General features: G+C 69.6%; 30 protein-coding genes. 18 read left to right on the top strand and 12 right to left on the bottom strand.

Annotation, left to right across the window (positions count from 1 at the left end):
- The first annotated feature begins 82 nt into the window (after nucleotides 1-82).
- Nucleotides 83-1489 (top strand): DHA2 family efflux MFS transporter permease subunit, encoded by a 1407-nt coding sequence (locus ACIPV2_RS08040; protein WP_400841778.1) that lies wholly within the window; start codon nucleotides 83-85, stop codon nucleotides 1487-1489.
- A gap of 130 nt (nucleotides 1490-1619) precedes the next feature.
- On the opposite strand, the gene ACIPV2_RS08035 is transcribed toward ACIPV2_RS08040, so the two are convergent.
- Complete coding sequence (locus ACIPV2_RS08035) at nucleotides 1620-2105, bottom strand: hypothetical protein (RefSeq protein WP_400840103.1); 486 nt, start codon at nucleotides 2103-2105, stop codon at nucleotides 1620-1622.
- A 110-nt stretch (nucleotides 2106-2215) separates the two neighbouring features.
- Here ACIPV2_RS08035 and ACIPV2_RS08030 point away from each other — a divergent pair, with 110 nt between their 5' ends.
- From ACIPV2_RS08030 to ACIPV2_RS08020, 3 genes are read left to right on the top strand one after another with little or no spacing between them, the layout of a single operon-like run.
- The gene (locus ACIPV2_RS08030) at nucleotides 2216-2410 is read left to right on the top strand and encodes a helix-turn-helix transcriptional regulator (protein WP_400840101.1); all 195 of its coding nucleotides are present in this window, start codon (nucleotides 2216-2218) and stop codon (nucleotides 2408-2410) included.
- Entirely contained in the window at nucleotides 2397-2831 is a 435-nt protein-coding gene (locus tag ACIPV2_RS08025) for a hypothetical protein (protein WP_400840099.1), read from the top strand. Before ACIPV2_RS08030 ends, ACIPV2_RS08025 begins: the two co-directional genes overlap by 14 nt.
- Before the next feature lie 52 nt (nucleotides 2832-2883).
- Nucleotides 2884-3414 (top strand): GNAT family N-acetyltransferase, encoded by a 531-nt coding sequence (locus tag ACIPV2_RS08020; protein ID WP_400840098.1) that lies wholly within the window; start codon nucleotides 2884-2886, stop codon nucleotides 3412-3414.
- A 244-nt stretch (nucleotides 3415-3658) separates the two neighbouring features.
- Here ACIPV2_RS08020 and ACIPV2_RS08015 read toward each other — a convergent pair whose 3' ends face one another.
- The 3 genes from ACIPV2_RS08015 to ACIPV2_RS08005 form a co-directional block, all read right to left on the bottom strand.
- A complete protein-coding gene (locus tag ACIPV2_RS08015; RefSeq protein ID WP_400840096.1) occupies nucleotides 3659-4663 on the bottom strand; it encodes a sugar phosphate isomerase/epimerase family protein in 1005 nt (334 codons plus the stop codon).
- Between the two features lie 62 nt (nucleotides 4664-4725).
- A complete protein-coding gene (locus ACIPV2_RS08010) occupies nucleotides 4726-5889 on the bottom strand; it encodes a Gfo/Idh/MocA family protein (RefSeq protein WP_400840094.1) in 1164 nt (387 codons plus the stop codon).
- A 58-nt stretch (nucleotides 5890-5947) separates the two neighbouring features.
- Nucleotides 5948-6997, bottom strand: a complete 1050-nt coding sequence (locus tag ACIPV2_RS08005; protein WP_400840092.1) for a substrate-binding domain-containing protein — start codon at nucleotides 6995-6997, stop codon at nucleotides 5948-5950.
- Nucleotides 6998-7305: 308 nt separating this feature from the next.
- On the opposite strand from ACIPV2_RS08005, the gene ACIPV2_RS08000 reads away from it, so the two are divergent.
- The 3 genes from ACIPV2_RS08000 to ACIPV2_RS07990 all read left to right on the top strand — a co-directional run bounded on the left by ACIPV2_RS08000 (nucleotide 7306) and on the right by ACIPV2_RS07990 (nucleotide 11108).
- Nucleotides 7306-8790, top strand: a complete 1485-nt coding sequence (locus tag ACIPV2_RS08000; RefSeq protein ID WP_400840090.1) for a sugar ABC transporter ATP-binding protein — start codon at nucleotides 7306-7308, stop codon at nucleotides 8788-8790.
- Complete coding sequence (locus ACIPV2_RS07995) at nucleotides 8787-9818, top strand: ABC transporter permease (protein WP_400840088.1); 1032 nt, start codon at nucleotides 8787-8789, stop codon at nucleotides 9816-9818. Before ACIPV2_RS08000 ends, ACIPV2_RS07995 begins: the two co-directional genes overlap by 4 nt.
- 111 nt (nucleotides 9819-9929) lie before the next feature.
- Nucleotides 9930-11108 (top strand): ROK family protein, encoded by a 1179-nt coding sequence (locus ACIPV2_RS07990; protein WP_400840086.1) that lies wholly within the window; start codon nucleotides 9930-9932, stop codon nucleotides 11106-11108.
- 62 nt (nucleotides 11109-11170) lie between these two features.
- Here ACIPV2_RS07990 and purD read toward each other — a convergent pair whose 3' ends face one another.
- Nucleotides 11171-12448 (bottom strand): phosphoribosylamine--glycine ligase, encoded by a 1278-nt coding sequence (gene purD / locus ACIPV2_RS07985; RefSeq protein WP_400840084.1) that lies wholly within the window; start codon nucleotides 12446-12448, stop codon nucleotides 11171-11173.
- Between the two features lie 32 nt (nucleotides 12449-12480).
- Nucleotides 12481-13161 (bottom strand): NUDIX hydrolase, encoded by a 681-nt coding sequence (locus ACIPV2_RS07980; RefSeq protein ID WP_400840082.1) that lies wholly within the window; start codon nucleotides 13159-13161, stop codon nucleotides 12481-12483.
- A 154-nt stretch (nucleotides 13162-13315) separates the two neighbouring features.
- Between ACIPV2_RS07980 and ACIPV2_RS07975 the strand changes: the two genes are divergently transcribed.
- The 3 genes from ACIPV2_RS07975 to ACIPV2_RS07965 are packed head-to-tail and all read left to right on the top strand — an operon-like array spanning nucleotide 13316 to nucleotide 14512.
- On the top strand, nucleotides 13316-13672 hold the full coding sequence (locus ACIPV2_RS07975; RefSeq protein WP_400840081.1) for a sterol carrier family protein: 357 nt from the start codon (nucleotides 13316-13318) through the stop codon (nucleotides 13670-13672).
- A gap of 24 nt (nucleotides 13673-13696) precedes the next feature.
- Nucleotides 13697-14149 (top strand): hypothetical protein, encoded by a 453-nt coding sequence (locus ACIPV2_RS07970; protein ID WP_400840079.1) that lies wholly within the window; start codon nucleotides 13697-13699, stop codon nucleotides 14147-14149.
- A gap of 39 nt (nucleotides 14150-14188) precedes the next feature.
- Entirely contained in the window at nucleotides 14189-14512 is a 324-nt protein-coding gene (locus ACIPV2_RS07965; protein ID WP_400840077.1) for a potassium transporter Trk, read from the top strand.
- 25 nt (nucleotides 14513-14537) lie between these two features.
- Here the strand turns inward: ACIPV2_RS07965 and ACIPV2_RS07960 are convergent, their stop codons facing one another.
- Together ACIPV2_RS07960 and ACIPV2_RS07955 are read right to left on the bottom strand one after the other, a co-directional pair.
- Nucleotides 14538-15137 carry a zinc-binding alcohol dehydrogenase gene (locus ACIPV2_RS07960; protein ID WP_400840075.1) on the bottom strand — a complete coding sequence of 200 codons (600 nt, stop codon included), beginning with the start codon at nucleotides 15135-15137 and terminating at the stop codon, nucleotides 14538-14540.
- Between the two features lie 110 nt (nucleotides 15138-15247).
- Entirely contained in the window at nucleotides 15248-15559 is a 312-nt protein-coding gene (locus ACIPV2_RS07955) for a hypothetical protein (protein ID WP_400840073.1), read from the bottom strand.
- 231 nt (nucleotides 15560-15790) lie between these two features.
- Here ACIPV2_RS07955 and purM point away from each other — a divergent pair, with 231 nt between their 5' ends.
- The 3 genes from purM to ACIPV2_RS07940 are packed head-to-tail and all read left to right on the top strand — an operon-like array spanning nucleotide 15791 to nucleotide 19673.
- Nucleotides 15791-16906, top strand: coding sequence for a phosphoribosylformylglycinamidine cyclo-ligase (gene purM / locus ACIPV2_RS07950; protein ID WP_400840071.1), 1116 nt, complete (start codon nucleotides 15791-15793; stop codon nucleotides 16904-16906).
- A gap of 5 nt (nucleotides 16907-16911) precedes the next feature.
- Complete coding sequence (gene purF, locus ACIPV2_RS07945) at nucleotides 16912-18393, top strand: amidophosphoribosyltransferase (RefSeq protein ID WP_400840069.1); 1482 nt, start codon at nucleotides 16912-16914, stop codon at nucleotides 18391-18393.
- Complete coding sequence (locus ACIPV2_RS07940) at nucleotides 18390-19673, top strand: MFS transporter (protein WP_400840066.1); 1284 nt, start codon at nucleotides 18390-18392, stop codon at nucleotides 19671-19673. The genes purF and ACIPV2_RS07940 overlap by 4 nt, the downstream gene beginning before the upstream one ends.
- A 139-nt stretch (nucleotides 19674-19812) precedes the next feature.
- Here ACIPV2_RS07940 and ACIPV2_RS07935 read toward each other — a convergent pair whose 3' ends face one another.
- A complete protein-coding gene (locus ACIPV2_RS07935; protein ID WP_099194886.1) occupies nucleotides 19813-19998 on the bottom strand; it encodes a DUF3073 domain-containing protein in 186 nt (61 codons plus the stop codon).
- A gap of 153 nt (nucleotides 19999-20151) precedes the next feature.
- Between ACIPV2_RS07935 and ACIPV2_RS07930 the strand changes: the two genes are divergently transcribed.
- The 3 genes from ACIPV2_RS07930 to ACIPV2_RS07920 all read left to right on the top strand — a co-directional run bounded on the left by ACIPV2_RS07930 (nucleotide 20152) and on the right by ACIPV2_RS07920 (nucleotide 21958).
- Nucleotides 20152-20694, top strand: a complete 543-nt coding sequence (locus ACIPV2_RS07930; protein WP_101187973.1) for a universal stress protein — start codon at nucleotides 20152-20154, stop codon at nucleotides 20692-20694.
- A gap of 68 nt (nucleotides 20695-20762) precedes the next feature.
- The gene (locus ACIPV2_RS07925; protein WP_400840063.1) at nucleotides 20763-21164 is read left to right on the top strand and encodes a hypothetical protein; all 402 of its coding nucleotides are present in this window, start codon (nucleotides 20763-20765) and stop codon (nucleotides 21162-21164) included.
- Complete coding sequence (locus ACIPV2_RS07920) at nucleotides 21086-21958, top strand: hypothetical protein (protein WP_400840061.1); 873 nt, start codon at nucleotides 21086-21088, stop codon at nucleotides 21956-21958. Before ACIPV2_RS07925 ends, ACIPV2_RS07920 begins: the two co-directional genes overlap by 79 nt.
- Before the next feature lie 51 nt (nucleotides 21959-22009).
- Here the strand turns inward: ACIPV2_RS07920 and ACIPV2_RS07915 are convergent, their stop codons facing one another.
- Complete coding sequence (locus ACIPV2_RS07915) at nucleotides 22010-22645, bottom strand: PadR family transcriptional regulator (RefSeq protein ID WP_400840059.1); 636 nt, start codon at nucleotides 22643-22645, stop codon at nucleotides 22010-22012.
- Nucleotides 22642-23481: a DUF4097 family beta strand repeat-containing protein gene (locus ACIPV2_RS07910; RefSeq protein ID WP_400840057.1), complete on the bottom strand. Its 840-nt coding sequence runs from the start codon at nucleotides 23479-23481 to the stop codon at nucleotides 22642-22644. The genes ACIPV2_RS07915 and ACIPV2_RS07910 overlap by 4 nt, the downstream gene beginning before the upstream one ends.
- A 157-nt stretch (nucleotides 23482-23638) precedes the next feature.
- Here ACIPV2_RS07910 and ACIPV2_RS07905 point away from each other — a divergent pair, with 157 nt between their 5' ends.
- Together ACIPV2_RS07905 and ACIPV2_RS07900 are read left to right on the top strand one after the other, a co-directional pair.
- On the top strand, nucleotides 23639-24442 hold the full coding sequence (locus ACIPV2_RS07905; protein WP_400840055.1) for a MerR family transcriptional regulator: 804 nt from the start codon (nucleotides 23639-23641) through the stop codon (nucleotides 24440-24442).
- A gap of 122 nt (nucleotides 24443-24564) precedes the next feature.
- Entirely contained in the window at nucleotides 24565-25950 is a 1386-nt protein-coding gene (locus ACIPV2_RS07900) for an FAD-dependent oxidoreductase (RefSeq protein ID WP_400840053.1), read from the top strand.
- On the opposite strand, the gene ACIPV2_RS07895 is transcribed toward ACIPV2_RS07900, so the two are convergent.
- Nucleotides 25874-26590 carry a Pr6Pr family membrane protein gene (locus tag ACIPV2_RS07895; protein WP_400840051.1) on the bottom strand — a complete coding sequence of 239 codons (717 nt, stop codon included), beginning with the start codon at nucleotides 26588-26590 and terminating at the stop codon, nucleotides 25874-25876. The two genes, ACIPV2_RS07900 and ACIPV2_RS07895, sit on opposite strands and share 77 nt — an antisense overlap.
- Nucleotides 26591-26633: the final 43 nt, after the last annotated feature.

The following is a 26633-nucleotide window of genomic DNA, read 5'->3' as shown; positions in this document are numbered from 1 at the left end:
CCGGGTGACTTCGACTGAAACGGCTCCCACCGAGACCCGCAGCCCCTGGCCCGCCCTCTGGGCGCTGGTGATCGGCTTCTTCATGATCCTCGTCGACACGACGATCGTGTCGGTGGCGAATCCGGCGATCAAGGCGGCGCTCGACCCCGACACGAACAATCTCGACAACGTGGTGTGGGTGACCAGCGCCTACCTGCTCGCGTACGCCGTGCCGCTGCTGATCACCGGGCGTCTGGGTGACCGATTCGGACCGAAGAACATCTACCTGATCGGACTCGTGATCTTCACGGCGTCCTCGCTGTGGTGCGGACTGTCCTCCAGCCTCGAGGGCCTCATCGCCGCCCGCGCCGTGCAGGGCCTCGGTGCCGCCTTCATGACGCCGCAGACGATGGCCGTGATCACCCGCACGTTCCCGCCTCAGCGCCGCGGTGCGGCGATGGGCCTGTGGGGCGCGACCGCGGGCGTCGCGACGCTCGTCGGCCCGCTGCTCGGCGGCCTGCTCGTCGACGGCCTCGGCTGGGAGTGGATCTTCTTCATCAACGTGCCGGTCGGCGTCATCGGCTTCATCGCCGCGGCGATCCTCGTGCCGAAGCTGCCCACGCATCCGCACCGCTTCGACTATGTCGGAGTCGTGCTCAGCGCAGCCTCGCTGTTCCTCATCGTGTTCGGCCTGCAGGAGGGCGAGAAGTACGACTGGGGCACCATCACCGGGCCCATCTCGGTGTGGGGTCTGATCGGCACCGGCATCGTGCTGCTGGTGCTGTTCGTGCTGCAGCAGTGGAAGACCCGCAGCGAGGCGCTCGTGCCGCTCGAGCTGTTCCGCGACCGCAACTTCTCGGCCTCCAACCTCGGCATCGCCGCCGTCGGCTTCACCGTGACCAGCATGTCGCTGCCGTTCATGTTCTTCCTGCAGCTGGCGCGCGGACTCACCCCCACCGAGGCTGCGCTGCTGATGATCCCGATGGCGGTCATCTCCGGAGTGCTCGCCCCCTTCGCCGGTTCGCTGCTGGATCGGATCGACCCGCGATTCATCCTCATCCCCGGCCTGGTGTGCGTCGCCGGCGGTGTGCTGTGGAACGCCTCGCTGATGAACATCGACACCCCGACCTGGATGTTCCTGCTGCCCTCCGCTCTGCTGGGCATCGGCAACGCCGGCATGTGGGGCCCGCTCGCCACCGAGGCCACCCGCAACCTGCCTCCGCGCCAGGCCGGCGCCGGCGCGGGCATCTACAACACCACGCGCACCATCGGCTCGGTGGTCGGCTCGTCGGCGATCGCCGCGTTCATGCAGGCCCGCCTCGAGGCCAACCTGCCGGGTCTCGATGAGGCGCCGGCCGGTCTCGGCGGTGGGGGAGCGATGCCGGATGCCGTGGCCGAGGGCTTCTCGGCCGGCATGGCGCAGTCGATGCTGCTGCCCGCCGGGATCATGGTGATCGCCCTCATCGCGGCGCTGTTCATCCGCAGGCACCGCCCGCAGCAGGCCGACTGATCTCCGCGCCGCGCCTCCGGGATCCGGAGATTCGTCCGAGTTCCGGAAGTACGAGGATCCAGCATCCGGATCCGGGGCGGGATGCCGGACTCCGGTCGCTCCGAGCTGGGGATGCCGCCCGGCCGCCGGCTCAGCGGAACAGGGCGATGCCGGCCTGACCGATGAGGGCGAAGATGATGGCCCAGATGATGATCGAGATGACCTGCCAGAGGATCACGGCGTTGCGGTTGGCGCCGAACGACACCATCATCCCCGAGGTGATCTGGCTGGGCAGCACGGTCTGACCGAGCAGGCTCACGCCGGGAACGCCGAAGCGGTCGAACATGCGCTTCACCTTCTGGCGACGCGGCGAGGGGGAGGCCGCGTCTGCATCCGCTCCGCGACGGGCCAGCACCTTCCGACGTGCCGCGTCGGCGAGGAACACGAAGATCAGCATCGAGATCACGTTGCCGACGACGGCGGCGAGCACGGCGATCGGCAGCGGAACTCCGGCGATCGCGCCGATGAGCGTGCCGAAGTACGACTCGATGAAGGGGATCGCCGCAGCGATCATCACCCCGGCCCACTGCAGCCAGAGGGGAAGGGACTGGGTGAAGTCGACGAGTGCGTCCTGCATGATTGCCTCCGAAGGGTGTAAAGCGTGTTTGACATGACAAGCATGCTTGACACCCTCGATGCTGTCAAGTTCGCTTTACATGTCAGCAGGCCTGGCCTACGTTTGAAGGCGTGCAGAGCAGGGTCAGAGAGCTGAGAACCGAGCGCGGTCTGTCGCAGCAGGCGCTCGCGACTGCGGTCGGCGTCTCCCGGCAGACGATCAATGCGATCGAGACCGGCCGCTACGATCCCTCGCTCGCGCTGGCTGTGCACCTGGCACGGCACTTCGGCTCGACCGTTGAGGAGGTCTTCGATGTGGACGCATGACCATGGCGCCGCCGAACCCGCGCCCCGCTCGTGGCCCATGTCGCGTATGAACACCGCGCTCGTGGCAGTGTGCGCCGTGGGTGCGCTGCTCTGCTTCGTGCTCGGCCAGACCATCGCGGCCGTTGCGCTCCTGGTGGGCGCGATCGGGGGAGCGGTGGGTGCCGTCTTCGCCCGCCGCGGCAGCTCGGGCGACCTCGAGCGCGTGAACGCGCTGGAGTACGCCGATGAGCGCGACCGCACGGCGGGAACGAAGGGTCTCGCCGCCGTCGGCGTCATCGCGCTGGTGCTGAGCGCAGTGCAGCTCGTCGTGCATGCCGTCGTCGACACCGACCCGCTGTCGCGCTGGATGGCGATCGCGCTGTACTTCGCCCTGGTCATCAGCTGGTTCGCCGCGAACTGGTACTTCGTGCGCCGCGGCTGAGCTTATCCGGATGCCGGGTGGATCCACCCCGGAGGCGTGGTGTGATGGAGGGATGGTCATCGCACTCGCATCCCCCGCCCTGTCGATGTTCGACTCCTGGTCGCAGACCGTGAGCGAGTTCGGGGACGTGCATATCGACGGCGCGGGTCTCGACCGCGGGCAGGCCGCCGATCGCGCCGCGTGCGAGGCGTTCATCGCGAAGGCGGAGCGGTACGCCGACCCGAAGGCGACGCTGCCTGACGGGCACGTCGCGTGCGACTACTTCTGGATCACCGACGACGGAGAGGTCGTCGGCTTCATCGCCTTCCGCCGCGAGCTGAACGACTGGCTGCGCAGCTACGGCGGGCACGTCGGCTACTCGGTGCGTCCGTCTCGGCGTCGGCAGGGCATCGCCCGCAGAGCTCTCGACCTCGTGCTCGATCGCGCCCGCGCCCAGGGATACGACCGCGTCATGCTCACCTGCGACGACACGAACATCGGCTCGTACCGCACGATCGAAGGTGCTGGTGGCGAGCTCGAGGCTGTGGTCGACGGGTCGGCCGCCGATATGGAGCGGATGCGGCAGTACTGGATCACCCTCTGACCCCAATGTGACCGCGGCCGCCGCTCCGAGATCCGGCAGGCGGCCCGACAACCGGACGTCTGCCGCCCTGGCATCCGGATCTGGGGCGGGATGCCGAATCCCGGGCGTGCCAGACGCCCTCGGCGTGCCGGGCGCGCCGGATCCCGGCCGCGCCGTGAGGGCGCGGCCAGGCATGCCCCCATCGGACGCGGAGGGGAGGGCCCGGCGTCCGGACCCTCCCCTCACGCGTCCCGGCGCCGTGCCGTCAGCGCGTCGAGAACGCCGCGTCGAACGCCGCTGCCGAGGGCTCGTACGACGCCAGCTTCCGCACGAACGACAGTGCCTCCGGCGCCCCGACCAGGCGGTCCATGCCGGCGTCCTCCCACTCGACTGACACCGGACCGGCGTAGCCGATGGCGTTGAGCATCCGGAAGGCATCCTCCCAGGGGACGTCCCCGTGGCCGGTGGAGATGAAGTCCCACCCGCGGCGCGGGTCGGCCCATGGCAGGTGAGAGCCAAGGCGGCCGTTGCGACCGTTGCCGAGTCGCTTCTTCGTGTCCTTGCAGTGCACGTGGTAGATCCGGTCCTTGAAGTCCCACAGGAACGCCACGGGATCGAGATCCTGCCACACCATGTGCGACGGATCCCAGTTGAGCCCGAAGGCCTCGCGGTGACCGATCGCCTCGAGCGTGCGCTGCGTCGTCCAGTAGTCATACGCGATCTCAGACGGGTGCACTTCGTGTGCGAAGCGCACGCCCACCTCGTCGAACACATCCAGGATGGGGTTCCAGCGGTCGGCGAAGTCGCAGTAGCCCGCCTCGATCATCTCGTCGGTCGCAGGCGGGAACATGGCGACGTACTTCCAGATCGACGAGCCCGTGAAGCCGGTCACGGTCTTCACCCCGAGCCTGGCGGCCAGACGCGCCGTGTTCTTCATCTCCTCGGCGGCGCGCTGACGCACGCCCTCGGGGTCGCCATCGCCCCACACGCGATCGGAGAGGATGTTGCGGTGCCGCTCGTCGATCGGGTCGTCGCAGACCGCCTGCCCCTTCAAGTGGTTGGAGATCGTCCAGACCTGGAGGCCGTGGCGCTCGAGGATCGCCTTGCGGGCGGCGATGTAGTCCTCGTCGTCCCAGCGCCAGGGGTCGAGGTGATCGCCCCAGCAGGCGATCTCGAGACCGTCGTAGCCCCACTCGCCCGCGAGCCGGCACACCTCCTCGAAGGGCAGATCGGCCCACTGGCCGGTGAACAGCGTTACTCGTCGTGACATCGTCGTCCTCCTTCTTCCGGCTTCCGCCGGCTGCTCTGATCCGTCTGCCGGCATGGTCCGGCTCAGACCTCGGTCCAGCTCGATCCGCCGGCTGCGCTGCGCTCGACGGCGTCGAGCACGCGCTGCACCCGCAGACCGTCGTCGAAGCTCGGCTCCGGCTGGGCGCCGGCGCTGATCGCCTCGACGAGGTCCTTCACCTGGTGCGAGAAGCCGTGCTCATATCCCAGCATGTGCCCGGCGGGCCACCAGCCGGACAGGTACGGATGCTGGGGCTCGGTCACCAGGATGCGCGTGAAGCCCTGCTCTCCGGCATCCCTCGTCGCGTCGAAGAAACCGAGGGCGTTCATGTCCTCGAGATTCCAGTGCAGGGCACCGCGCTCGCCGGAGACCTCGATCTCGAGGGCGTTCTTGCGCCCCGTTGCAAAACGCGTCGCCTCGAACGATGCGAGCGCGCCCGATTCCAGCCGTGCAGTGAACAGCGCCACATCGTCGACGGTCACGCGGCCGCGGCCGTTCGCCGCCGTGCCGCTGAGACCGACCGACTCCCCCATCAGCGGGCGCTCTAAGACCAGTGTCTCGATGATGCCCGACACGCTGCGCAGCGACTGTCCGGTGACGAACTGGCACAGGTCGATCGCGTGCGCGCCGATGTCGCCGAGCGCGCCTGACCCCGCGCGGTCCTTGTCGAGGCGCCAGGTCATCGGCGCGTCGGCGTCGGCGAGCCAGTCCTGACGGTAGCTCGCTCGCACCTGGCGCACGGCGCCGATGCGTTCCTGCGCGATCATGTCGCGCATGAGCGTGGTGGCGGGAACGCGTCGGTAGGTGAACCCCACCATCGACCGGATGCCCGAGGCCGCGGCTCGCGCAGCGGCCTCCGCCATCTGCTCCGCCTCGGCGACGGTGTTCGCCAGCGGCTTCTCGCACAGCACATGCTTGCCTGCGGCCAGGGCCGCGATGGCGATCTCTGCGTGCGAGTCGCCTGGCGTGACGATGTCGACGATGTCGATGTCGTCGCGAGTGATCACATCGCGCCAGTCGGTCGATGTCTCCTCCCACCCCCAGCGAGCGGCGGCCTCGCCTGCGGCGTCGGCGTTGCGTCCGACGAGCGTGGACATCACCGGCTGGGCCGGGAGCGGGAACGCGGCGGGCGCCTGGCGCCAGCCGACAGAGTGGGCGGCGCCCATGAAGCCGTGACCGATCATGGCCACGCGCAGCGGTGCAGACATGTGCACTCCTCCGGGGTGAGGTGGTGGGGCGGCGACCTGCGACGCCCCACCGAGATGGTCAGGACTCGAAGGCGAGTTCGATGAACGCGTCGACGTTGTCCTTGGTCACCACCGGAGCGTCCAGCACGATGCGGTACGGCACGCTGGGCGTGATCAGATCGCTCATGGTCTTGTTCTGGGCGACGAGCCGCGCGAGGGCGATGCCGTCCGCCGCCTGCGTTGACGGGTAGATCACCGTGGCCTTCATGACGCTGTCGTCCTCCTTGATGCGCTCCATCATGTTGACGCTGCCGGCACCGCCGACGAGGAAGAAGTCATCACGGCCGGCGGCGTCGATCGCCGCCATCACGCCGACGCCCTGGTCGTCGTCGTGGTTCCAGATCGCGTCGATCTTCGGGTTCGCCGAGAGCAGCTGCGACGCCGCGCTCTCGCCGCCGGCGACGGTGAAGTCAGCCGCCACGCGAGCCGTCACGTCGAGTCCGCAGTCCTCGAGGGCGTCCTTGAAGCCCTGCGAGCGATCCTGCGTCAGCGGCAGCGAGTCGATCCCGGCGATCTCGGCGACCACGGCGTCCGACTGCCCGTCGAGCTGCTCGCAGATGTAGGTGCCGGCGCTGACGCCCATGCCGTAGTTGTCGCCCAGGATCGTGGCGCGTGAGGCGAACGTGCTCGAGAACTCGCGGTCGACGTTGATGACGGGGATGCCCGCCTCCATCGCCTTCATCGCGACCTCGGTCAGGGCTGCGCCGTCGGTCGGCAGCAGCACGATCGCGTCGACCTTCTCGTTGATGAACTGCTCGACCGCGGCGATTTGCTGGCTGGCGTCGTTGGTGCCCTCCGCCTGGCGCAGTTCGACATCTTCGAAGCCCTCGGCCGCGGCGATGGCACCCGAGTTGATGGCGCCCAACCAGCCGTGATCCGCCTCGGGACCCGACCAGCCGATCACGACGTTGTCGCCCTTGGCGGCGTTCTCGTCGCTCGTGGTGCCCTGACGGTCGGTGCTCTCGCTTTCCGAGCCGTCGCTGGTGCAGCCCGCGAGCAGGCCGACAGCGAGCAGAGCGGCCGCTCCCGTCATGAACGGCCGCAGCCGACGTGTGCGCATGCTGTGCATGTCTTTCCTCCTTGAAATGCGATGCAGTGGTGCGGTGCGCGGGCGGCCCGGATGACGTTCTCAGGGTTGGCTCGTGCACTGCCAGACCTCAACGTAACAGAAGTGCACTCTCAGTGTGTGACTTTTGAATAACAAACGTCAAAAGTCTGATCGCGCTCCGGGATCACCGGAAAGACGCGGGATCCGAGCTCCCGACGGCGTCGGGTGGCGTGGATCGGTCCGTGCCGGTCGTCGTGCTGGTGTGCCCTGGGTGGACATGTTATGTTCCTGATGTGATCGAAGATGACCATTCACCGGCATTACTCAGGATGCACGGTGTGCAGAAGAGCTTCGTCGGCGTCCATGCTTTGAAGGGCGTCGATCTTGACGTGCGCGCAGGGGAGGTGCATTGCCTGCTCGGCCAGAACGGTGCGGGCAAGTCCACCCTGATCAAGACGCTCGCGGGCGTGCACCAACCCGACGCGGGGCGGATCGAGTGGATGGGCGAGACGGTCGACGTCTCCGACCCTCAGACGGCGATCTCCCTGGGCATCGCGACGATGTATCAGGAGCTCGACGTGGTCGACGGCCTCACCGTCGCCGAGAACGTCTTCCTCGGGCACGAGTTCGATCGCTTCGGAATCACTCGTCGACGCGAGCTGACACGCGAGACCCAGCGCCTGCTCCAGCGGCTGGGCCATGGCCGCATGTCTCCGCACGCCGAGGTCGGGTCGCTCAGCGCCGCCGAGAAGCAGATCGTCAGCATGGCACGAGCGCTCTCGCATGACACGAAGCTGATCGTCATGGACGAGCCCTCGGCTGTGCTCGACAGCGAAGAGGTGCGCAACCTCTTCGCCGTCATCGCCGAGCTCACCTCGCAGGGCATCGCCGTGGTCTACATCACCCACCGCCTCGAGGAGATCCGCGCGATCGGCGACCGCATCACGGTTCTCAAAGACGGTGCCACGGTGGCCAACGACCTCCCGGCCAAGGACACGAGCACCGTCGAGCTGATCCGCCATATGACGGGTCGCACCGTGGAGAACGTGTTCCCGCCCGCGATACCTGTCGCCGACGACGCTCCCGTGCTGCTGTCGGTCGACGGTCTCGGGCTCGAGGGAGTGTTCGACGACGTCTCGTTCTCGGTGCGCGCTGGCGAGATCGTGGGTCTCGCCGGCCTCGTGGGGTCCGGGCGGAGCGAGATCCTGGAGACGGTGTACGGAGCGCGCCGCGCGACGGCGGGCACGGTGACCGTCGACGGCACGCGGATCCCGCGCGGCTCGGTCGCAGCCGCCGTCTCGGCGGGACTCGGGCTGAGCCCGGAAGAGCGCAAGTCGCAGGGACTCGTGCTCGGGGAGCCGATCTTCAAGAACATCACCCTCTCGTCGTTCGCGCGCCTCGCGAAAGCGGGCTGGCTGGACGAAAGGCGCGAGATCAGCATCGCGGACGAGCAGATCGCCGCGCTCGACCTCCGGCCCGCCGATCCCGAGCGTCCTGCCGCGACGCTGTCCGGTGGGAACCAGCAGAAGATCCTGCTCGCCCGTTGGCTCGTGCACGGCAGCCGTGTCCTGCTGCTCGACGAGCCCACCCGCGGTGTGGATGTCGGCGCACGGGCCGAGATCTACGCCCTCATCCGCCGACTCGCCGCCGCAGGCGACGCGATCGTCGTCGTGTCCAGCGAGATCGAGGAGGTGCTCGGCCTGGCCGACACCGTGCTCGTCGTCGGCGACGGCCATGTGCTGGACGCCCTTCCCGCATCCCAGATCGATGAGCACGGCGTGCTCGACCTCGTCATGAAAGGGGCAGCCGCGTGAGCGCCCAGCCTTCGGCCGCGGAGACGGCCCGACCGAACACCGACCCGCGCACGTCGCCGCTTAGCCGCCTGATGGCGAGTTCGGCGGGACGCAACCTCGGTCTGGTGCTCGCCCTCATCCTGCTCGTCGTCGTCGGCGCTCTCACCTCGCCGAACTTCGCCAACTTCGACAACGCCCTGGTGATCCTGCGGCAGGCGTCGATCGTCGGCGTCGTGAGCGTCGGGGCCACCTTCGTCATCATCGCCGGCGGCATCGACCTCTCGGTGGGCGCGGTCATGGCGCTGTCGTCGGTCGTCGCCTCGCTGGCCGCCGTGCAGACGGCTGCCAAGGGCAGCCACTGGATCGTCACGGTGCTCGTCGCCGTCGTGGTGGCGCTGGCGGCGGGCATCATCAACGGCGTCGTGATCGCGTATGGCAAGGTCATCGCCTTCATGGCCACGCTCGCCATGCTGGTCGGCGCACGCGGACTGGCGGAGATCCTCGCCAACAACCGCACCCTCGTCATCTCCGACCGCAACTTCGTGAAAGCGCTCAACGCCGACATCCTCGGCATCGACATGCTGATCTGGATCTTCGCGGTGGTGGCCGTGCTCGGCTGGCTGCTGCTGAACCGCACGACTTTCGGGCGGCGCACGGTCGCGATCGGCGGCAACGCCGAAGCCGCGCGGCTGGCCGGGATCAAGGTCAAGCGCCACACGGTGTGGCTGTACGCGCTGGCTGGTCTCACCGTCGGCATCGGCGCGGTGATGATCATGGGGCGCACCACCGCGGGCACCTCGACTCACGGCACTCTGCTCGAGCTGGACGTGATCGCCGCCGTGGTCGTCGGCGGCACCCTGCTGATCGGGGGCCGAGGCACCATCGTGGGCACCGTTCTGGGCGTGCTGATCTTCGCCACCCTCACCAACGTGTTCGTGCAGAACAACCTCAGCTCGTCGATGCAGTCCGTGACCAAGGGCGTGATCATCGTCATCGCCGTGCTGCTGCAGCAGCGGTTCGCCGTCAAGCGTGTCGGCCGCTCCACCTGACGTCCAGTGGCTCGGGTTGCGGCGCGCTCGCCGCGTAGACTTCGCCTTCTAGGGTCGGCCATCGACAGCCGTCGTGACGCGAAGCGCCGACGGAGATGCACAGGGAGATGAATGGGTTCGAATGTGAGTTCAGTCGGCGTCGGCGAGCTGTTCCAGCTGCTGCGCGACGGGATGCCTCGGACGCGCGCTCAGCTGGCGAAGGCCACCGGGCTGGCGCGTACGACCGTCGCTGCCCGCGTCGATGAGCTCATGCAGGCCGGTCTGATCACTGCCGTCGCCGACGCAACCTCCACCGGCGGACGTCCGCCGTCGCAGTTCGCACTCAACCCCGCGGCCAAGGTCGTGCTGGCCGTCGACATCGGCGCTTCGCACACCACGGTGGCGGTCTCCGACCTCGCCGGGGGCATCCTCTCTGAGCGCACCGGTCAGATCGAGGTGGCGCAGGGGCCCGAGGCGGTGCTCACCTGGGTGTCCGAGACGGCGCTCGCGCTGATGAGCGAATCGGGCCTCCGGAAGGATCGCATCGCCGCAGTGGGCATGGGCGTGCCGGGCCCGGTCGAGTATCCGGCCGGGCGCCCCACCAACCCGCCCATCATGCCCGGGTGGGATCGGTTCGATGTGCCGGGGTGGGTGCAGCAGCATCTGCAGGTGCCCGTGCTCGTCGACAACGACGTGAACATCTCGGCGCTCGGCGAGCGATCAGTGGCCTGGCCCAAGGCCGACCACCTCATCTTCGTGAAGGTCGCCACCGGAATCGGAGCCGGCATCGTCTCCGACGGCCGGTTGCTGCGCGGCGCCCAGGGCATCGCCGGCGACATCGGCCACGTGCGCGTGGCTCGCGGATCAGACGTGCCCTGCCAGTGCGGCAACCGCGGCTGCCTCGAGGCGCTCGCCTCCGGCCCGGCGATCGCGCGAGCGCTGACGGCGCTCGGGGTACCCGCCCGCTCGGGAGCCGATGTCGTCGAGCTCGTCAAGGCCGGCAACCTCGAGGCGATCCAGGCCGTGCGCCAGGCGGGACGCGATATCGGCGAGGTGCTCACCGCGTCGGTGAGCCTGCTGAATCCGTCGGTGATCTCCATCGGCGGAGCCATGGCCCGCGTTGGGGAGCACCTCATCGCCGGGGTGCGCGAGGTCGTCTACACACGCTCGACGCCGCTGGCGACCGAGCACCTCACGATCGCCCCCGCAGCCACGGCCGGTCGTGCGGCCGTGATCGGAGCGAGCATGCTCGCGGTCGAGCACGCGCTGTCGCCGGCGATCCTGCCGCAGAGCTTCGCTCTGAACGGCTGACAGTCACCACGGCGGAGAGAGCGGATGCCGGAGCGCCGGTGAACTGCGCGAGGGCGCGTCGGCTACTCCGCGACGCGCGCCGCGATGTCGTGACGGTAGTGCGCGCCGTCGAGCGAGATGCGGCCGATCGCCTCGTAGGCCCTGGCGCGGGCATCCGCGAAGTCGGAACCGGTCGCGACGACGTTCAGCACCCGCCCGCCGGTCGCGATGAGCGACCCGCCGGGGGCGTCGGAGGCGCCGGTCGCGGCGTGCACGATCGAGACGCCGTCGACGGATGCCGCATCGGCCAGCCCCTCGATCATGCGGCCCGTCTGCGGCGCCTCGGGGTAGCCCTCGCTGGCCAGCACGACGGTGATCGCGACGTCGGACGAGAACTCGGGCTGCGGCTCGTCCTCGAGGGTTCCGGATGCCGCCGAGAGAAGCAGCCGCGACAGGGGGGTGCGCAGACGGGGCAGTACGACCTGCGTCTCGGGGTCGCCGAAGCGCGCATTGAACTCGATCACGCGCACGCCCGCGGGCGTGAGGATGAGACCCGCGTACAGCAGGCCGATGAACGGTGTGCCCTCGGCGTCGAGCTGACGCACCACGGGCATGGCGACGGTCTCGGTCACCTCGGCGACGAACGCCTCGACGCTGCCGAAGTCATCGGCCAGCCAGGGCAGCGGCGAGTACGCGCCCATGCCGCCGGTGTTGGGTCCGCCGTCGCCGTCGAGCGCGCGCTTGAAGTCCTGCGCGGGGCTGAGCGCGCGCACGGTGTCGCCGTCACTCAGGAAGAAGAGCGACACCTCGGGCCCGGTGAGGAACTCCTCGATCAGCACGGGCCCTGCGGGCAGGTAGTGCTCGGCGTGGGCGAGCGCCTCTGCGCGGTCGGCGGTCACGATGACGCCCTTGCCCGCGGCCAGACCGTCAGCCTTGACCACGTGCGGGGCGCCGAGCTCGTCGAAGGCGGCTTCGACCTCAGCGGTCTTCGATGCGCGCACGGCGCGCCCGGTGGGCACGCCCGCGGCATCCATGATCCGCTTGGCGAACGCCTTCGAACCCTCCAGCTGCGCCGCAGCGCGACCAGGGCCGAACACCGGGATGCCGCGCTCACGCAGCACATCCGCGACCCCGGCGACGAGAGGCGCCTCGGGGCCCACGACGACGAGGTCGATGCCCCGCTCGTTCGCGAAGGTGGCGACCGCGGCACCGTCGAGCTGATCGAGGTCGACGAGGGTGGCGTCCTGGGCGATTCCGGCGTTGCCGGGGGCGGCGAAGATCTCGTGGTCGGCCTCTTCGGACCGCAGGGAGAGGATGATCGCGTGCTCGCGCGCGCCCGAGCCGAGGACGAGGATCTTCATGCCGCCAGCCTACCGGCGGGAAACGGAACCGATCAGACGATGACCGGCCGCTCGACGGCGCGATCCCAGGGCTGTGCCCAGCCGGTCGCTTCGAACAGCGCATCGAGGATGCCGGCGGTGAAACCCCACACGATCGTGCCATCTACGTCGAACGCCGGGCCCTTGTACGTGTAGCCGTCGCGGCGCAGTACCGAGGTGAAGCGATTGGCCGGATCGACGAGCTGCGCGACCGGCACGCGGAAGACCTCGACCGTCTCGGCGTGATCGACGGCAGCGACGCGTGACGGCTCTCGCCACCAGGCGAGCACCGGCGTGACGAGGAAGCTGCTCACCGCGAGCGGGATCTCGGGGAGCGCCGCGAGCACCTCGACGCCCTGCGGATCGAGGCCGGTCTCCTCCTGCGCCTCGCGCAGTGCCGTGGCGACAGCATCGGCATCCTGCTTCTCATATCCGCCGCCCGGGAATGACACCTGCCCCGGATGCGAAGACAGCGTCGCTGCGCGACGCTGCAGCAGCACGTCGAGATCGGCGGACACCGTCTCGTCATCGGTGCCGGCCGGGATGCTGTCGAGCCGGCCGAACAGGATGAGCACGGATGCCGGCCACGCGTCGTCGCCTGACATCGGGAAGCGTGGCGTCCACTCGCGCGCGCGCTCGGCGGCCGCGAGCAGCTCGGCGCGTGCGCCGCGCATCTCCTCAGCAGAACCAGTCATCGCTGTCGAGCCTACGTGCGTCGTCTGCCGGCCGTCGCGTGCACCTCACGTCGACAGCACGGGACCTCGACGAGTGAGCGCCTCGTTCACGCGAAGAAGCAGTGCGCTCGGCGAGGTCCCGTGCTCTCGGCGGAAGAGGAAGTAGCCTGGGGGCATGCCCGCCCGGAGGATCGACACGGCCGCTGGACGCGACGCGCTCTCCGCAGTCGCCGCGGGTGGGGCTGCCCGAACGGTCACGGCGCTGGCGGTGCGTTATCTGCTGCAGCTGCTCGACGAGAAGGCGCCGGGCAACAGCGTCGAGGTGCGGGTGCCGCCGTTCGGCGCGGTGCAGGTCGTGCAGGGACCGCGTCACACCAGAGGAACCCCGCCGAACGTGGTCGAGATGGATGCCGCGACGTGGATCGCGCTGGCGACCGGGGCGGAGCACTGGACGGATGCCGTGGCCGCCTGCCGCGTGACGGCATCCGGCACCCGCGCAGATCTCTCCGACCTGCTGCCGCTGCGCCCCTGACGACCGGCGGATAGGGTCTGAGCCATGAAGCACATCCTCGCGGCTTCGCTCGCCGCGCTCGCCGCGCTTGCACTCACCGGCTGCACGGCCGCCGAGCCGCCGGGTTCTGCGGCCGTCCAGCAGTGGCTCGACGAGCAGGACCGGGCGAGCGCCGGTTCCGGGGCGTTCATGTCCGGCCTCGCCTCGACGAGCGAGACCGCCGACGCCGCCACGAAGGAGGGCCGGCAGGAGGGCGTGCGCATCGAGATGGACGAGTCCGAGAGGATCTCCACGATCGAATTCACCTGCTTCGGCGCCGAGACGATGGATGCCCGAGTGTCGGTCGAGAGCTCATCCTCCGCCGAGGCGAGCGTGCACAAGGTGCGCTGCGACGCCGGCCCGGAGACGATCGACACCCAGGATGCTCCGGTGAGCGCCGTCACGATCAACGGGGTCAATGCCGACGGCTTCGGAGCGTGGGCGGCGAGCTTCCGCTGATCCCGCCACCGCACAGCCTGCGCGTGGGACAATAGGAGCATGTCCGGAACAGCCAGCCACTCCACGGTCGAAGCGACGATCCGCCCCGTGCCGCGCTACGGCGTGTTCATGGTGACGGGCGCCGTGCTGGGGATCATCGTCGCCGGCATCCTGACGCTGCTCGGGTCGTACGAGCCGTCTGACGTGCTCGGCGTGGTCTACCCGCCCGGACAGGTGTTCGGCTTCGCGCTGCTGTGGACCGTGCCGATCGGCGTCGCGCTCGGCGGCATCGTCGCGGTCGGCCTCGACCGTGCTGGTCGCAAGCACGCGCGCGTCGTGACCGTCGCACACGAGCGAGTCGTCGAGGACGACGAGCAGGCCTGAGCCGAGCAGAGGACGACGAGCAGGCCTAGGCGAGCTCGGCGATCACCGGTCGCATCGCGGCGTCGAACGCCACGACGTCACGACGCAGTCCATCGGTGACGGCGACGCTCAGCGAGCCGATCCACCAGATGCCGCGCTGCGTGAACGGCAGCACCTGCACGTTCAGCTCGAACGAATGCGCACGGCGACCGATATCGCGCTCGAACTCGGCGATCGCACTGGCGTAGGCGCGGTAGGCGCCGCCGGAGGAGCTGACCGAGTCGACGTATCTGTTGTGCGCACGCTGCGCGTAGTGCAGCACCGTCTGCGCATGCGGGATGATCGCGGCGCGCAGATCCTCTGCGCCGGTCGTGGGCAGGGCGATGAGGGTGTCGAAGCCCTCCACGAGGTCGAGCGGCACCTCGGAGCGGTGCGCACGGGGCTCGACGGTCATGTCCCAGTACTCGCGCCACTGCTTCTCGAGAGCATCGTCCACTTCGGCGGCGTCGGGAGGACGCACCTCGAGTCCGCGCAGCGCCGGCAGATCCTCCGGCGCCCGAATGCCGAGCAGCTGTCGCAGCGCAAGCGCGACGAGCACCGAAGTGCCGGCGTCTTCGCGGATCAGCCACTGCGGCTTGTCGACCATGGCCCCATCGTAGGGTCCTTCGAGATCCTGTGCGCAGCCCTTGCGGCAGGCGCCGCTGCTGCCCTCGCCGTCGCGGCTGGCGCCGAAGGCGGCTGGCCGGAGGCGGTGCGTCAGCGGCGTCGGGAGAGGATGCGGCGATGCAGACGCTCACGGCTGCGCGAAGGCGGACGGGTGGCATCCACCAGCGCCTGCCTGGCTGCGGCGAGGCTGGGGTAGCTGCCGATCCGGCGGCTGTGCCTGTCGTGCACCACGTGGGCGGTGTCGTCGACGGTCACGAAGCCGGCGAACTCGCCGCGGCTCGTCGCGACGAAGACGTCGGCATCGGCCTGACGCCAGGCCAGCTCTGCGGGCGCGGCGTCGGGTGCGGGGTCGTGGTCGGGGATGGGCGCGCTGGAGCGCGCGGAAGTATCGGTACTGCTCATGATCTCTGGTCTGTCTGGCGGGCGGCATGCTGCCGCCTGTGAGTCGGCCGGGGCGCCAGGATCCGCATCGGTGCGGATCGGCCACTCGTGCCCGGTCTGGATGTGTGCGCTGCGCCGGTGAGATACGGCGGAACTTCGCGCAACTACTCATAGTAGCAGACAGTGGCGCCGGATGCCGTGATGGCCGGTCACGAGGGGACGGGTGTCCCTGCGGGCCGGTACGCTGTACAGGTGGCAGACTCCCCCACCAATCCCTATGCTCAGGCCGGTGTCGACACCGCCGCCGGTGATCTCGCCGTCGAACTCATGAAGGCCTCCGTGCGCGCGACGCACGGGCCCGAGGTGCTCGGGGGTGTCGGCGGCTTCGCGGGCATGTTCGACGCCAGCGCGCTGCTCGGCTACCGGCGTCCGCTGCTGGCCAGCAGCACCGATGGCGTGGGCACGAAGGTCGCCATCGCGCAGGCCATCGACAAGCACGACACGATCGGGCAGGACCTCGTCGGCATGGTCGTCGACGACATCGTCGTGGTCGGCGCCAAGCCGCTGTTCATGACCGACTACATCGCCTGCGGCAAGGTCGTCCCCGAGCGCATCGCGGCCATCGTGCGCGGCATCGCAGAGGCGTGCTCGGCGACCGGCACCGCCCTGGTCGGCGGCGAGACCGCTGAGCACCCGGGGCTCCTCGGCCCGCGCGACTACGACGTCGCAGGCGCGGCGACCGGAGTCGTCGAGGCGGATGCCCTGCTCGGCGCGCACCTGGTGCAGGACGGCGACGCCGTGATCGCGCTCGGATCGAGCGGACTGCACTCGAACGGCTACTCGCTCGTGCGGCACATCGTGGCGAACGCGGGCATCGGATACGGAGACAACGCCGCTGACCTCGGCAGCACGTGGGGCGAGGCCCTGCTCGAGCCGACGCGGCTGTACACGACGCCGCTGCTCAAGCTCATCGAGACCCTCCCCGGCGCGGTGCACTCGCTGAGCCATGTGACCGGCGGCGGCATCGCCGCCAACCTCGCGCGTGTTCTGCCGCAGGGCAGCTGGGCAGAGGTCGACCGCTCGACGTGGACCCCGAGCCCGGTGTTCCGGGTGCTGGCCGACATCGCCGGCACGCCGATCGTCGACACCGAGGGCACCTGGAACCTCGGCATCGGATTCCTCGCGGTGGTCGCCGCGGAGCAGAAGGATGCCGCGGTCGCCGCCATCGGCGCGCAGGGCATCGCCGCCTGGCAGGTCGCGACCGTGCACACGGGCTCGCGCCCAGAGGGCCATTTCGAAGAGGGCGCCAAGGGCGTCGACGGCGGAGCAGTGCGCCTGGTGGGCGCATACGCGGACGGAGCGAAGTAACACCCATGTGCGGCATCGTCGGAATGGTCGGCAACGGACCGGTCAACCAGGACATCTACGACGCCCTGCTGCTGCTGCAGCATCGCGGGCAGGATGCTACGGGCATCGCGACCGCAGAGCCGAACGGCGTCATGCACATGACGAAGGCCGAGGGCATGGTACGCGAGGCGTTCCGCACCCGCGACATGCGTTCTCTGCTGGGCAGCATCGGCCTCGGCCACGTGCGCTACGCCACCAAGGGCACCGCGTCGAGCGAAGAGGAGATGCAGCCCTTCTACGTGAACGCGCCGTACGGCATCGTGCTGATCCACAACGGCAACCTCACGAACACGCGCGAGCTCACGGCGGAGATGGCGGATCGCTACCGCCGTCACCTGAACTCGTCGAGCGACACCGAGCTGCTGCTGAACGTGCTGGCGGGGGAGCTGCAGGCGACGACGTCGTCGGTCGACCTCGACGCCGATCGCATCTTCGACGCCGTCGAGCGCACCCATGCGCGCATCGAGGGTGCTTACGCGGTCATCGCGATCATCGCCGGGTACGGTCTGCTCGCCTTCCGCGATCCGTTCGGCATCCGCCCGCTCATCCTCGGCCGCCGTGCTTCGACAGGCTCAGCAACCCAGGAGGGCACTGGCGCGGACGAGTGGGTCGTGACCAGCGAATCGCTCGTGCTCGAGAACGCCGACTACGACATCGTGCGCGAGGTCGAGCCCGGCGAGGCCGTCTTCATCGCCAACGACGGAGAGCTGTTCACCCGCCAGTGCGCTGAGAACGCGCAGCTCGTGCCGTGCGCGTTCGAGTACGTCTACCTCGCCCGGCCCGACTCGGTGATGAACGGCGTCTCGGTGTACGAGTCGCGCCTGCGGATGGGCGACAAGCTCGCCGACACCATCGCCAAGCACGTGCCGCTCGACGAGATCGACGTGGTCATGCCGATCCCCGACTCGTCGCGCCCCTCGGCGATGGAGGTGGCCCGCAAGCTCGGCAAGGAGTATCGCGAGGGCTTCTACAAGAACCGGTACGTCGGGCGCACGTTCATCATGCCGGGCCAGGCGGTGCGCAAGAAGAGCGTGCGTCAGAAGCTCAACGCGATGTCTGCGGAGTTCCGCGGCAAGAACGTGCTGCTCATCGACGATTCGATCGTGCGCGGCACCACCAGCCAGCAGATCATTCAGATGGCCAGGGACGCCGGCGCGAAGTCGGTCATCTTCGCGTCTGCCGCGCCTCCCGTCCGGCACCCGCACGTGTACGGCATCAACATGCCGTCGCGACACGAGCTCATCGCGCACGGACGCACGATCCCGGAGATCGCCGAAGAGCTCGGCTGCGACCGCATCGTCTACCAGGAGGTCGACGACCTGAAGGCGGCGATCATCGAGGGGAGCGACCTCACCGACCTCGACATGAGCTGCTTCGACGGACGGTACGTCACCGGCACCGTCACCCCCGAGTACCTCGCCTGGGTAGAGCAGTCACAGACCTCGTGACGCCGCCGCAGCCGCTCTGGCGCGGCCGGGTGCTCGCCGTCCTCGGCATCCTGCTCTGCGCGTTCTCGCTGCGATCGGCCGTCGCCTCGCTCTCGCCCGTCGTCGACCTGATCGGCGGGGACTTCGAGGTCTCGTCGGCCGTGCTCGGCGTGATCGGCACGCTGCCGCCCGCCTGCTTCGCCGTCTTCGGCATCCTCACCCCGATGCTCGAGCGGATGCTGGGGATCGAGAGACTCACCGTGATCGCGCTGACGGCGATCACCGGCGGTCTCATCGCTCGCGGCTTCGCGACGGACTCCGTCGGGCTGCTGGCCGGGACAGCGGTGATCTTCGCCGGAGTCGGCATGGGGAACATCCTGCTGCCGCCGCTGGTGAAGAAGTTCTTCGCCGACCGCATCGGTCTGATGATGACCGTCTACACGACCGCCATGGCGTTCTCGACCTTCGTGCCCCCGCTGGTCGCGGTGCCGGTGGCGGATGCCTTCGGCTGGCGCTTCTCGATGGGGATGTGGGCCGCCTTCGCCTTCGCGGGAATGATCCCGTGGCTGGTGATGATGGTCCGGCCCGGCGCTCCGGTCGTCTCGGCGGCACGGGTTCGGGAGTCGGCGGACGAGGACACGAGCTTCGCCGCCACCGGCCCGATCGCCACCGCGCCGACGAATCGTCGTCTGTTCGGACGCCTGGCGCGGATCCCCCTGGTGTGGGCGCTGGCGCTGACCTTCGGCACCTCGTCGACGATGGCGTACGTTTCGTTCGCGTGGCTGCCCTCGATCCTCATCGACACTGCCGGGGTGGATGCCGCGACCGCCGGCTTCCTGCTGTCGCTGTGGGCGTTCATCGGCCTGCCCGCGTCGCTCATCGTGCCCGTGCTCGTCGTGCGCTTCCAGGCCACGCGACCGCTGTTCGTGTTCGGATCGCTCTCGGCTCTCACCGGGCTGCTCGGCATCATGCTCGCACCGGCACCCGAGCTGCTGTGGCTCTGGATGAGCCTGTTCGGCATGGTCGGGCTGCTCTTCCCCCTCGCGCTGGTGCTGATCAGCATCCGCTCGCGCACCCCCGAGAGCGCGGTGCTGCTGTCGAGCTTCGTGCAGAGCGCGGGCTACGTGCTCGCCGCGATCTTCCCGGCACTGGTCGGCATCCTGCACGACGCGACGGGAGGGTGGACCATCCCGCTCATCGCGGTCGGCGCGGTGCTCGTGCTCACCTTCCCCGCCGGACTCGTGGCGGGACGTCGCGTCACGGTCGAGGACGAGTGGGAGCGCCGGCACGGCCGCTGGTGAGCTGAGTCCTGTCGGCCATCACGCCGCTGCCTGGACCGACGACGTAGCCCGGTCGACACGACGAAACCCTGGTCGACACGGCGTATGCCGGTCGCCAGGGTTCGCCCTTCGACAGGCTCAGGGACCCAGATGAGAGCGGTCAGGCTCGCTCGAGCTCGTCTTCGTCTTCGTCTGCGTACATGTCCGCCCACTTGTCGACGTACTGATCGTCTGACGTCGGGTGCCCGAGCTCACTCTCCAGCGCAGAGAAGTTCACGTCGGGACTGTACGACTTGAGTTCGCGGGCGATCTTGGTGTGCTTCGCCTTCTGACGGCCACGGCCCATGCGCGAGACCCCCTTTTACGAGTTCAGCAGCGGGCTCATGAAGGACCCGATGATATTCACGGCACCGGCGCGAAGCCGGTAAGAGTAGCATTCAGGATAGCACGCACGCCAGAGCATCCGGCCGTCCTGCGGCCGCCCCGCGGAAGGATCGACATGACGGATTCCACGCCCCGAGCAGCTGAGGAAGCGGCCCAGAACGCGGCCCTGCAGAAAGCGGTGATCGTCGGCATCCAGCCGGGCCAGCCGCCGCATGTCCTCGACGAGGCGCTGCGCTACGCGCGACTGCTGAGCGCACCGCTCGTCGTCGTGCACGTCGACGTGACGCGCTTCGTCACCTATGAAGACCCCGACGGCTACGTGCACTCCGCGCCGATCGACCTGAACCTCGACGCCGGCGCCGCCGAATTCGAGGACGTGCAGCGCGCCGCCGAGCGGACTCTGGCCGATGCGGACGTGCCGTGGACGGCTCGCCAGCTGGTCGGCGACCCGGCCCTGGCGATCAAGCAGCTGGCGGAGAAGCTCGACGCACAGCTGATCGTGGTCGGCACGCGCAAGCGCGGGCTCGGCGAGTCCATCCGCGAGTTCTTCACGGGATCGGTCGCTGCTCGGCTGGCCCACCGGCAGCACCGCTCGGTGCTCGTCGTGCCGCAGGGCGACACGGTGCCCGACGAGCAGAAGGACATCTGGACCGAATAGTCCACGCGACCGGCTCCGCTCGACGGAACGGATTGGCGCGCGTCGTCGCCGGCGAATTCAATGGACAGGTGACCACGCCCTCCCGTCGCGACTTCGCGCTCATGCTGACCGCGCTGCTGCTGCTCGCGGTCAACCTGCGCCTCGCCGTGACGACGGCGTCCGTGCTGCTGCCGCTGCTGATCGACGAGGGCGCGCTGACACCGCAGGCCGCGATCGTCATCCCCGCGGTGCCGACCGCGCTGTTCGCCGTCGGCGGCGTGCTCACGCCGTGGCTGAGCCGCCGCATCGGAGCCGTCGCGGCAGTGACCTGGGCGTCGGTCGCCGTGGCGATCGGGATGCTGACGCGCTTCGTTCCGCACTCGATCGCGATCGGGGAGGGACCGTGCTCGCCATGTCGGGAATCGCGGTCGTCAACGTCATGCTCCCCGCGCTCGTGCGCGCCACGAGCGGCACCCGCATGCGTTCGGTGACCACCGCGTACACCACCGTGCTCTCGGCATCGAGTGCGATCGGAGCCGCCGCCGGGGTGCCGGTCGCGCACGCGCTCGGCTCGGCGACGCTCAGTCTGGGATCCTGGGCCCTGCTCGCGGTTGTGGCGCTGGGCGTCTGGATCGCCGCGGTTCGCGGGCGCGGCATCGACGACGCTCTGGCCGCCCCCGCATCCCAGGGCCGGGTCCCTCTGCCGCGCGGCACCTGGCCGCTCACCGGGTTCTTCGCGCTGCAGGCGCTGCTGGCCTTCGTCGTGATGGGGTGGCTGCCGACGATCGCCGTGGATTCCGGGATCACCCCCGCCCGCGCGGGCGTGCTGCTCGGCATCGTGATCATGGTCAGCATCCCCGCCGGCATGGCCGCCGTGAGCATGGCGCACACGCTGCGCGGGATCCGCATCGGTGTGGTCGGGGTGTCGGTCAGCGCCGCGGCCGGGCTGCTGGGACTCTGGCTGGCGCCGACCGCCGCTCCCGAGCTGTGGAGCGTGCTGATCGGGGCCGGCATGGCGGCTTTCCCGCTGACCCTCGCGCTCATCGCCCGCTCCGGATCCGGCGCCGTCGAGGCGACCCGGGTCTCGGGCGTGGCTCAGGGCGTCGGCTATGCCATCTCGACGATCGGGCCGCTGGGAGCCGGCGCCTGGTACGGCGCGGGCGGCGAGTGGGGTCCGGTGCTGGTCGCCCTGGTGGTGGGGGCGGTGCTGCAGGCGCTGATCGGCCTGGCCCTGGCATCCGCTCCGAAAGCCTCCGATCGGAAGGCCGCCGCACCTCGCGCCTGACGCGCCGACGCCCCGCCCGCCGAAGCGGGAGGGGCGTCGGGTGCAGCGCCGCTACTTCTCGGTGGGCAGTGCGCTCAGGGCACGGGTGACGGCGCGCGCCGCCTCGTCCATCGCGTGCTCCAGATCCGTGACGACGGATGCCGGAAGCGAGCCGCCGCGCGCGACGTGAGTGCGCAGGTCGGTGCGCAGCTGGGCGCGGAACGCGTTGATCGAGGCATCCGCGCGCTGCAGGTGCTCGCGGCTGGTGGCCCGCTCGTCGCTCATCCCCTCGAATCGGGGCCGCGCCTTCGCCGCGCGCTTCTCCTCGTGCGCGGCGGTGGCGAGGTCGGCGCGCAGGCTGCGCATGGCATCCTGCACGCTCTGCCGCACCTCGTTCGCGATCAGCCGCACCGAATCGGCCAGGCCCTGCTCGATGCCGGCGAGGTCGCCCTCGCGGGCGGCGAGCTCGGCACGCCCGGCGTCGGTGATGGCGTAGATCGTGGTGCGGCCGTCGGCGGTCTTGGTGACCAGGCCCTCCTCCTCGAGCTTCGCCAGACGCGGATAGATCGTTCCGGCGCTGGGGGTGTAGGTGCCACCCGTGCGATCGGTGAGCGCCTGGATGATGCCGTAGCCGTGCTGCGGCTCCTCGGCGAGCAGCGACAGCAGGTACAGGCGCAGGTCGCCGTGCGAGAAGACCGCGGGGCTCATGATTCCCACTCCGCGTCATCGGCCACCGACACCCGCGGGCGTCGCAGCACAGTCACTCCGCCCGAGACGGAGTTGGCGCGCACGTCGACGAAGCTGCCGGCCAGCTCGCCGGCCTGGCCGGTGTAGCTGCCGGGCCCACCGCTCGAGCGCTCGACGCCGTCGACCGTGATGCGGCCGGTCATGCTGCGCAGTACGTAGTTCGCGGGGAGGGTCTCGTCGAGCCGCACGGTCGTGCCGCCGGAGACGGTGTTGAGGTTGATGGTGTTCATGTCGCCGACGGCGTCGATGAGGATCGAGCCGGACACGGTGTCGACGGTCGCCTTGCGCATGCTGCCGGTCACCGCGACATCGCCCGAGACGCTGTTGGCGTTGATCGATCCGGTCAGCGCCCGCACCTGCACGTCGCCCGACACGGAGTTCGCGGTGAGGTCACCGGTGATGCCGTCGGCGATGAGGTCGCCCGAGACGGTGTTGAGCTTCGCGTCGTTGCGGATGCCCGAGACGAGCGCACCCGCGCTGACCACGCCCAGCGTGAGCGCGATCGCGCGCGGGACGGCGATGCTGACCTCTGCCTTCGGGCCGCCCGCGCCGAAGTTGCGGAACACGTCGAGGAAGTTGTCCCACCCGATCTGCGGGTGGTCGATCTCGATCTGCGTGCCGTCGGATTCGACGCGCAGATCCTTCACGGTGACACCGCGCACCTCGATGCGGATGCCCGGTTCATCATGCGCGATCACATCCACCTGTCCGCCCACGAGCCCGACTTTGAGGCGCGAGGCGGAGGCGATGTCGATGACGCGTTCTTCGCCCGGGGCGATGAGCCACTTCTCGGTCATGTCATTTCTCCCTAGTGAGCGGATATCGAGATATATCGTGTTGAGGCGAGGCTAACACGATATATCTCGATCTGCACCTGCCAATCAGCTGAACGCCGATTGACCTTGACGCAGCGTCAACTTCTAGCGTGGAGACATCGACAGAGAGGAGGGCGTCATGGACTGGTCGATCCAGGAGATCGCTCGGCTGGCGGGGACGACGAGCCGCACCCTGCGGCACTACGACGACATCGGGCTGCTGCCGCCGTCGCGCCTCGCGCACAACGGATACCGGCACTACGACCAGACGGCGCTGGTGCGCCTGCAGCGCATCCTGCTGCTGCGAGAACTGGGACTCGGGCTGCCGCAGATCGCGGAGGTTCTCAGTCATGCGGGCTCAGGAGCCCAGGCGGAAGCAGCACAGGCATCCGCCCTCGAGACCCACCTCGCGTGGCTGCGCCAGGAGCAGCAGCGGATGCTGCGGCAGATCGCATCGGTCGAGAACACCATCGCGGCATTGAGAGAAGGAGAAGAGATCATGGCCGAGAACATGTTCGACGGCTTCGACCACACGCAGTACAAGGACGAGGTCGAAGCGCGCTGGGGAAGGAAGGCCTACGCCGACAGCGACCGCTGGTGGCGGGGCATGGGCGCCGAGGAGCGCCACGCCTGGCAGCAGCGCGCAGCGGATCTGGCCCGCGACTGGGTGGCCGCCGCGGAGAGCGGCGCCGACCCGGCGTCCGATGAGGCGCAGCGCATCGCGCGCCGTCACGTCGAGTGGCTCACGAGCATCCCCGGCACCCCAGCATCCGTTGCAGGCGGCGATGTGAAGGCATACGTGATCGGCCTCGGCGAGATGTACGTCGCCGACCCGCGCTTCGGCGCCAACTACGCCACGAGCGCAGGCGGCACCGCCGGCGCCGAGTTCGTGCGCGACGCGCTGCGCGTGTACGCCGAGACGAACCTGCAGCCACAGCGGTAATGCAGGAGGTCACCCGGAACACAGGATGCGATGCGACATCCGCTCCTGGGTTTCCGGTTATCTCCTGCGTCTTGCGAGGCGAGTCCGACATCCCGACCGCCGCGGGTAGTCTGGCAAGCACGATGAGCATCACGCGCCGCACTCTGCTCGTCGGCGCCGGGGCGAGCGCCGTCGGACTGCTGCTCGCCGCCTGCACGCCCGAGCCGCAGCCCGCGCCCACCCGCACCAGGACGCCGATGCCGCGACCGACTGCGCCGGACGCGGTGCCCGCGCCGGCCGCCTGGCAGCGCAGCACCTGGGCCGCCGACCCCTACGCGCTCGGGTCGACCAGCTACCTGCCCGCGGGCGTCGATCCCAGCCAACGCGAGCGCCTTGCCGAGGCGGTGCTCGACCGGGTGTTCTTCGCCGGAGAGGCCACTGACACCGCCCACCCCGGCACCGTGGTCGGCGCCGTCGCCGATGCCCGCCGGGCGGCGCTCGCTCTCATCGCGAGTGCGGACGATGCCGAGCGCCTCGCCATCGTGGGAGCGGGGGCTGCCGGAGTGGTCGCGGCCCGGATGCTGGCGGATGCAGGCCACGAGGTCACCCTGTTCGAGGCGCGTGAGCGCCTCGGCGGTCGCATCCTCAGCGTCGACGACGACGAGCAGTGGCCGATTCCGCCGCAGCTCGGCGCGTGGCTGCTCAGCGAAGACGAGCTCGCATCGCTCGACGACCGGCTCGCCGACATGGGCGACCGCACGCTCGAGCTCGACACCCCGACGGCGTGGTCCGCAGAGGGCGAGGCGGACGGCCTGGACGGCGCACCGTTCGCGCAGGCTCTCGAGAAGGCTCAGACCCAGGCGTCCGACGCGCCGATCACCGACGCGCTGACCGCGAACGGCGCGAACCTCGACGACCCGGCGCTCGCGGCCTCTCTCGCCTGGCTGGCCGCGAGGACCGGCGTGGACCCGTCGCGCGCGTCGAGCTGGTACCCCCCGGAGTTCCCGGCCGACGCGGTGCACGGCGCGATCGGGAACCTCGACGCCTTCCTCGAGGAGCAGCTCGAGGACGTGAAGGTCGCGACCGCGTCCCCGGTCGCGCGCATCGCCTACGACGAGCGCGGCGTCAGCCTGCGCCTCGGCACCGGCGAAGCACTCTCGTACGACCGGGTGGTCGTCACCGCACCGATCGGCGTGCTGCAGAAGCAGGGCATCGAGTTCGCACCCGCGCTGCCCTTCTCGCACCGCGGGGCGATCGCGGCACTGGCATCCGGTTTCATCGAGACCGTCTGGATGCGCTTCGATGAGGCGTTCTGGACGACCGAGGCGACCATCTGGCACGTCGTCGGCGGAGACGCGCTGATCCGCACCTGGCTGAACCTGCAGCCGTTCACCGGAGAGCCGGTGCTCGTCGGTCTGGTCGGCGGAGCGGACGCCCAGCAGTTCGCTGAGCTCAGTGAGCGCGATGCGGCGGCTGCTGCCCGAGCCTCGCTCGCGTTCTTCGCAGAGCCGGCAGCGGACGAGGGCTGATCTCACCCCACGGCGGCACCGTCGGGCGCACCTTGCTGAGCAGCACGAGCGCGACCGCGACCGCGGCGAAGATCGCCAGCGCCAGCGCGCAGCTGAGCGCCATCTCACCGAAGCCGGACACCTGTCGCGGGTCGAGGAAGTAGTACGGGTACCAGCCGATCACGCTGCCGCGCCAGATCGTGAAGAGGCCCCACACCACCGGATACAGCAGCACGAACGGCACAACGCGCCATGACGCGGCACGCCGGCCGGGGCCGAACACCCAGGCGACGATGGTCCACGCCGGCAGCACGAAATGCAGCATGACGTCCGACCAGGGCACGGTGATCGGGATGCCGTGCTCGCCGGCCTGCCACACGATGAGAGCGAACGCGAGACCGGCGGTGATCGTCCAGCTGAGCACGAGAGCGCGAGCGGTGGTCAGCCACGCCGGGTCCTCCTCGCGACGCAGCGCGACGACCCCGGCGACGATCGCCAGCACGGCGAACGCCGTGTTCGACTGGATCGTCAGATACGCGAAGAAGTTCGCACCGGCCAGGGTCTGCGAACCCAGACCCCACAGCATCCGGTGCACGAGCGCTGCGATGCACACGGCCGCGGTCATCAGACGCGACCAGCCGAAGATCCTTCGCGTGAGCACTCGAGCGTCGTCCTCCCCAGCCCGGCGGCGTCGGAGCGGAGCC

The organism is Microbacterium sp. NPDC089987 (assembly GCF_044748505.1).
Taxonomy (GTDB): Bacteria; Actinomycetota; Actinomycetes; order Actinomycetales; family Microbacteriaceae; genus Microbacterium.
The sequence above is the reverse complement of the archived record's forward strand: the minus strand, read 5'-3'. Positions and strand labels throughout refer to the sequence as shown.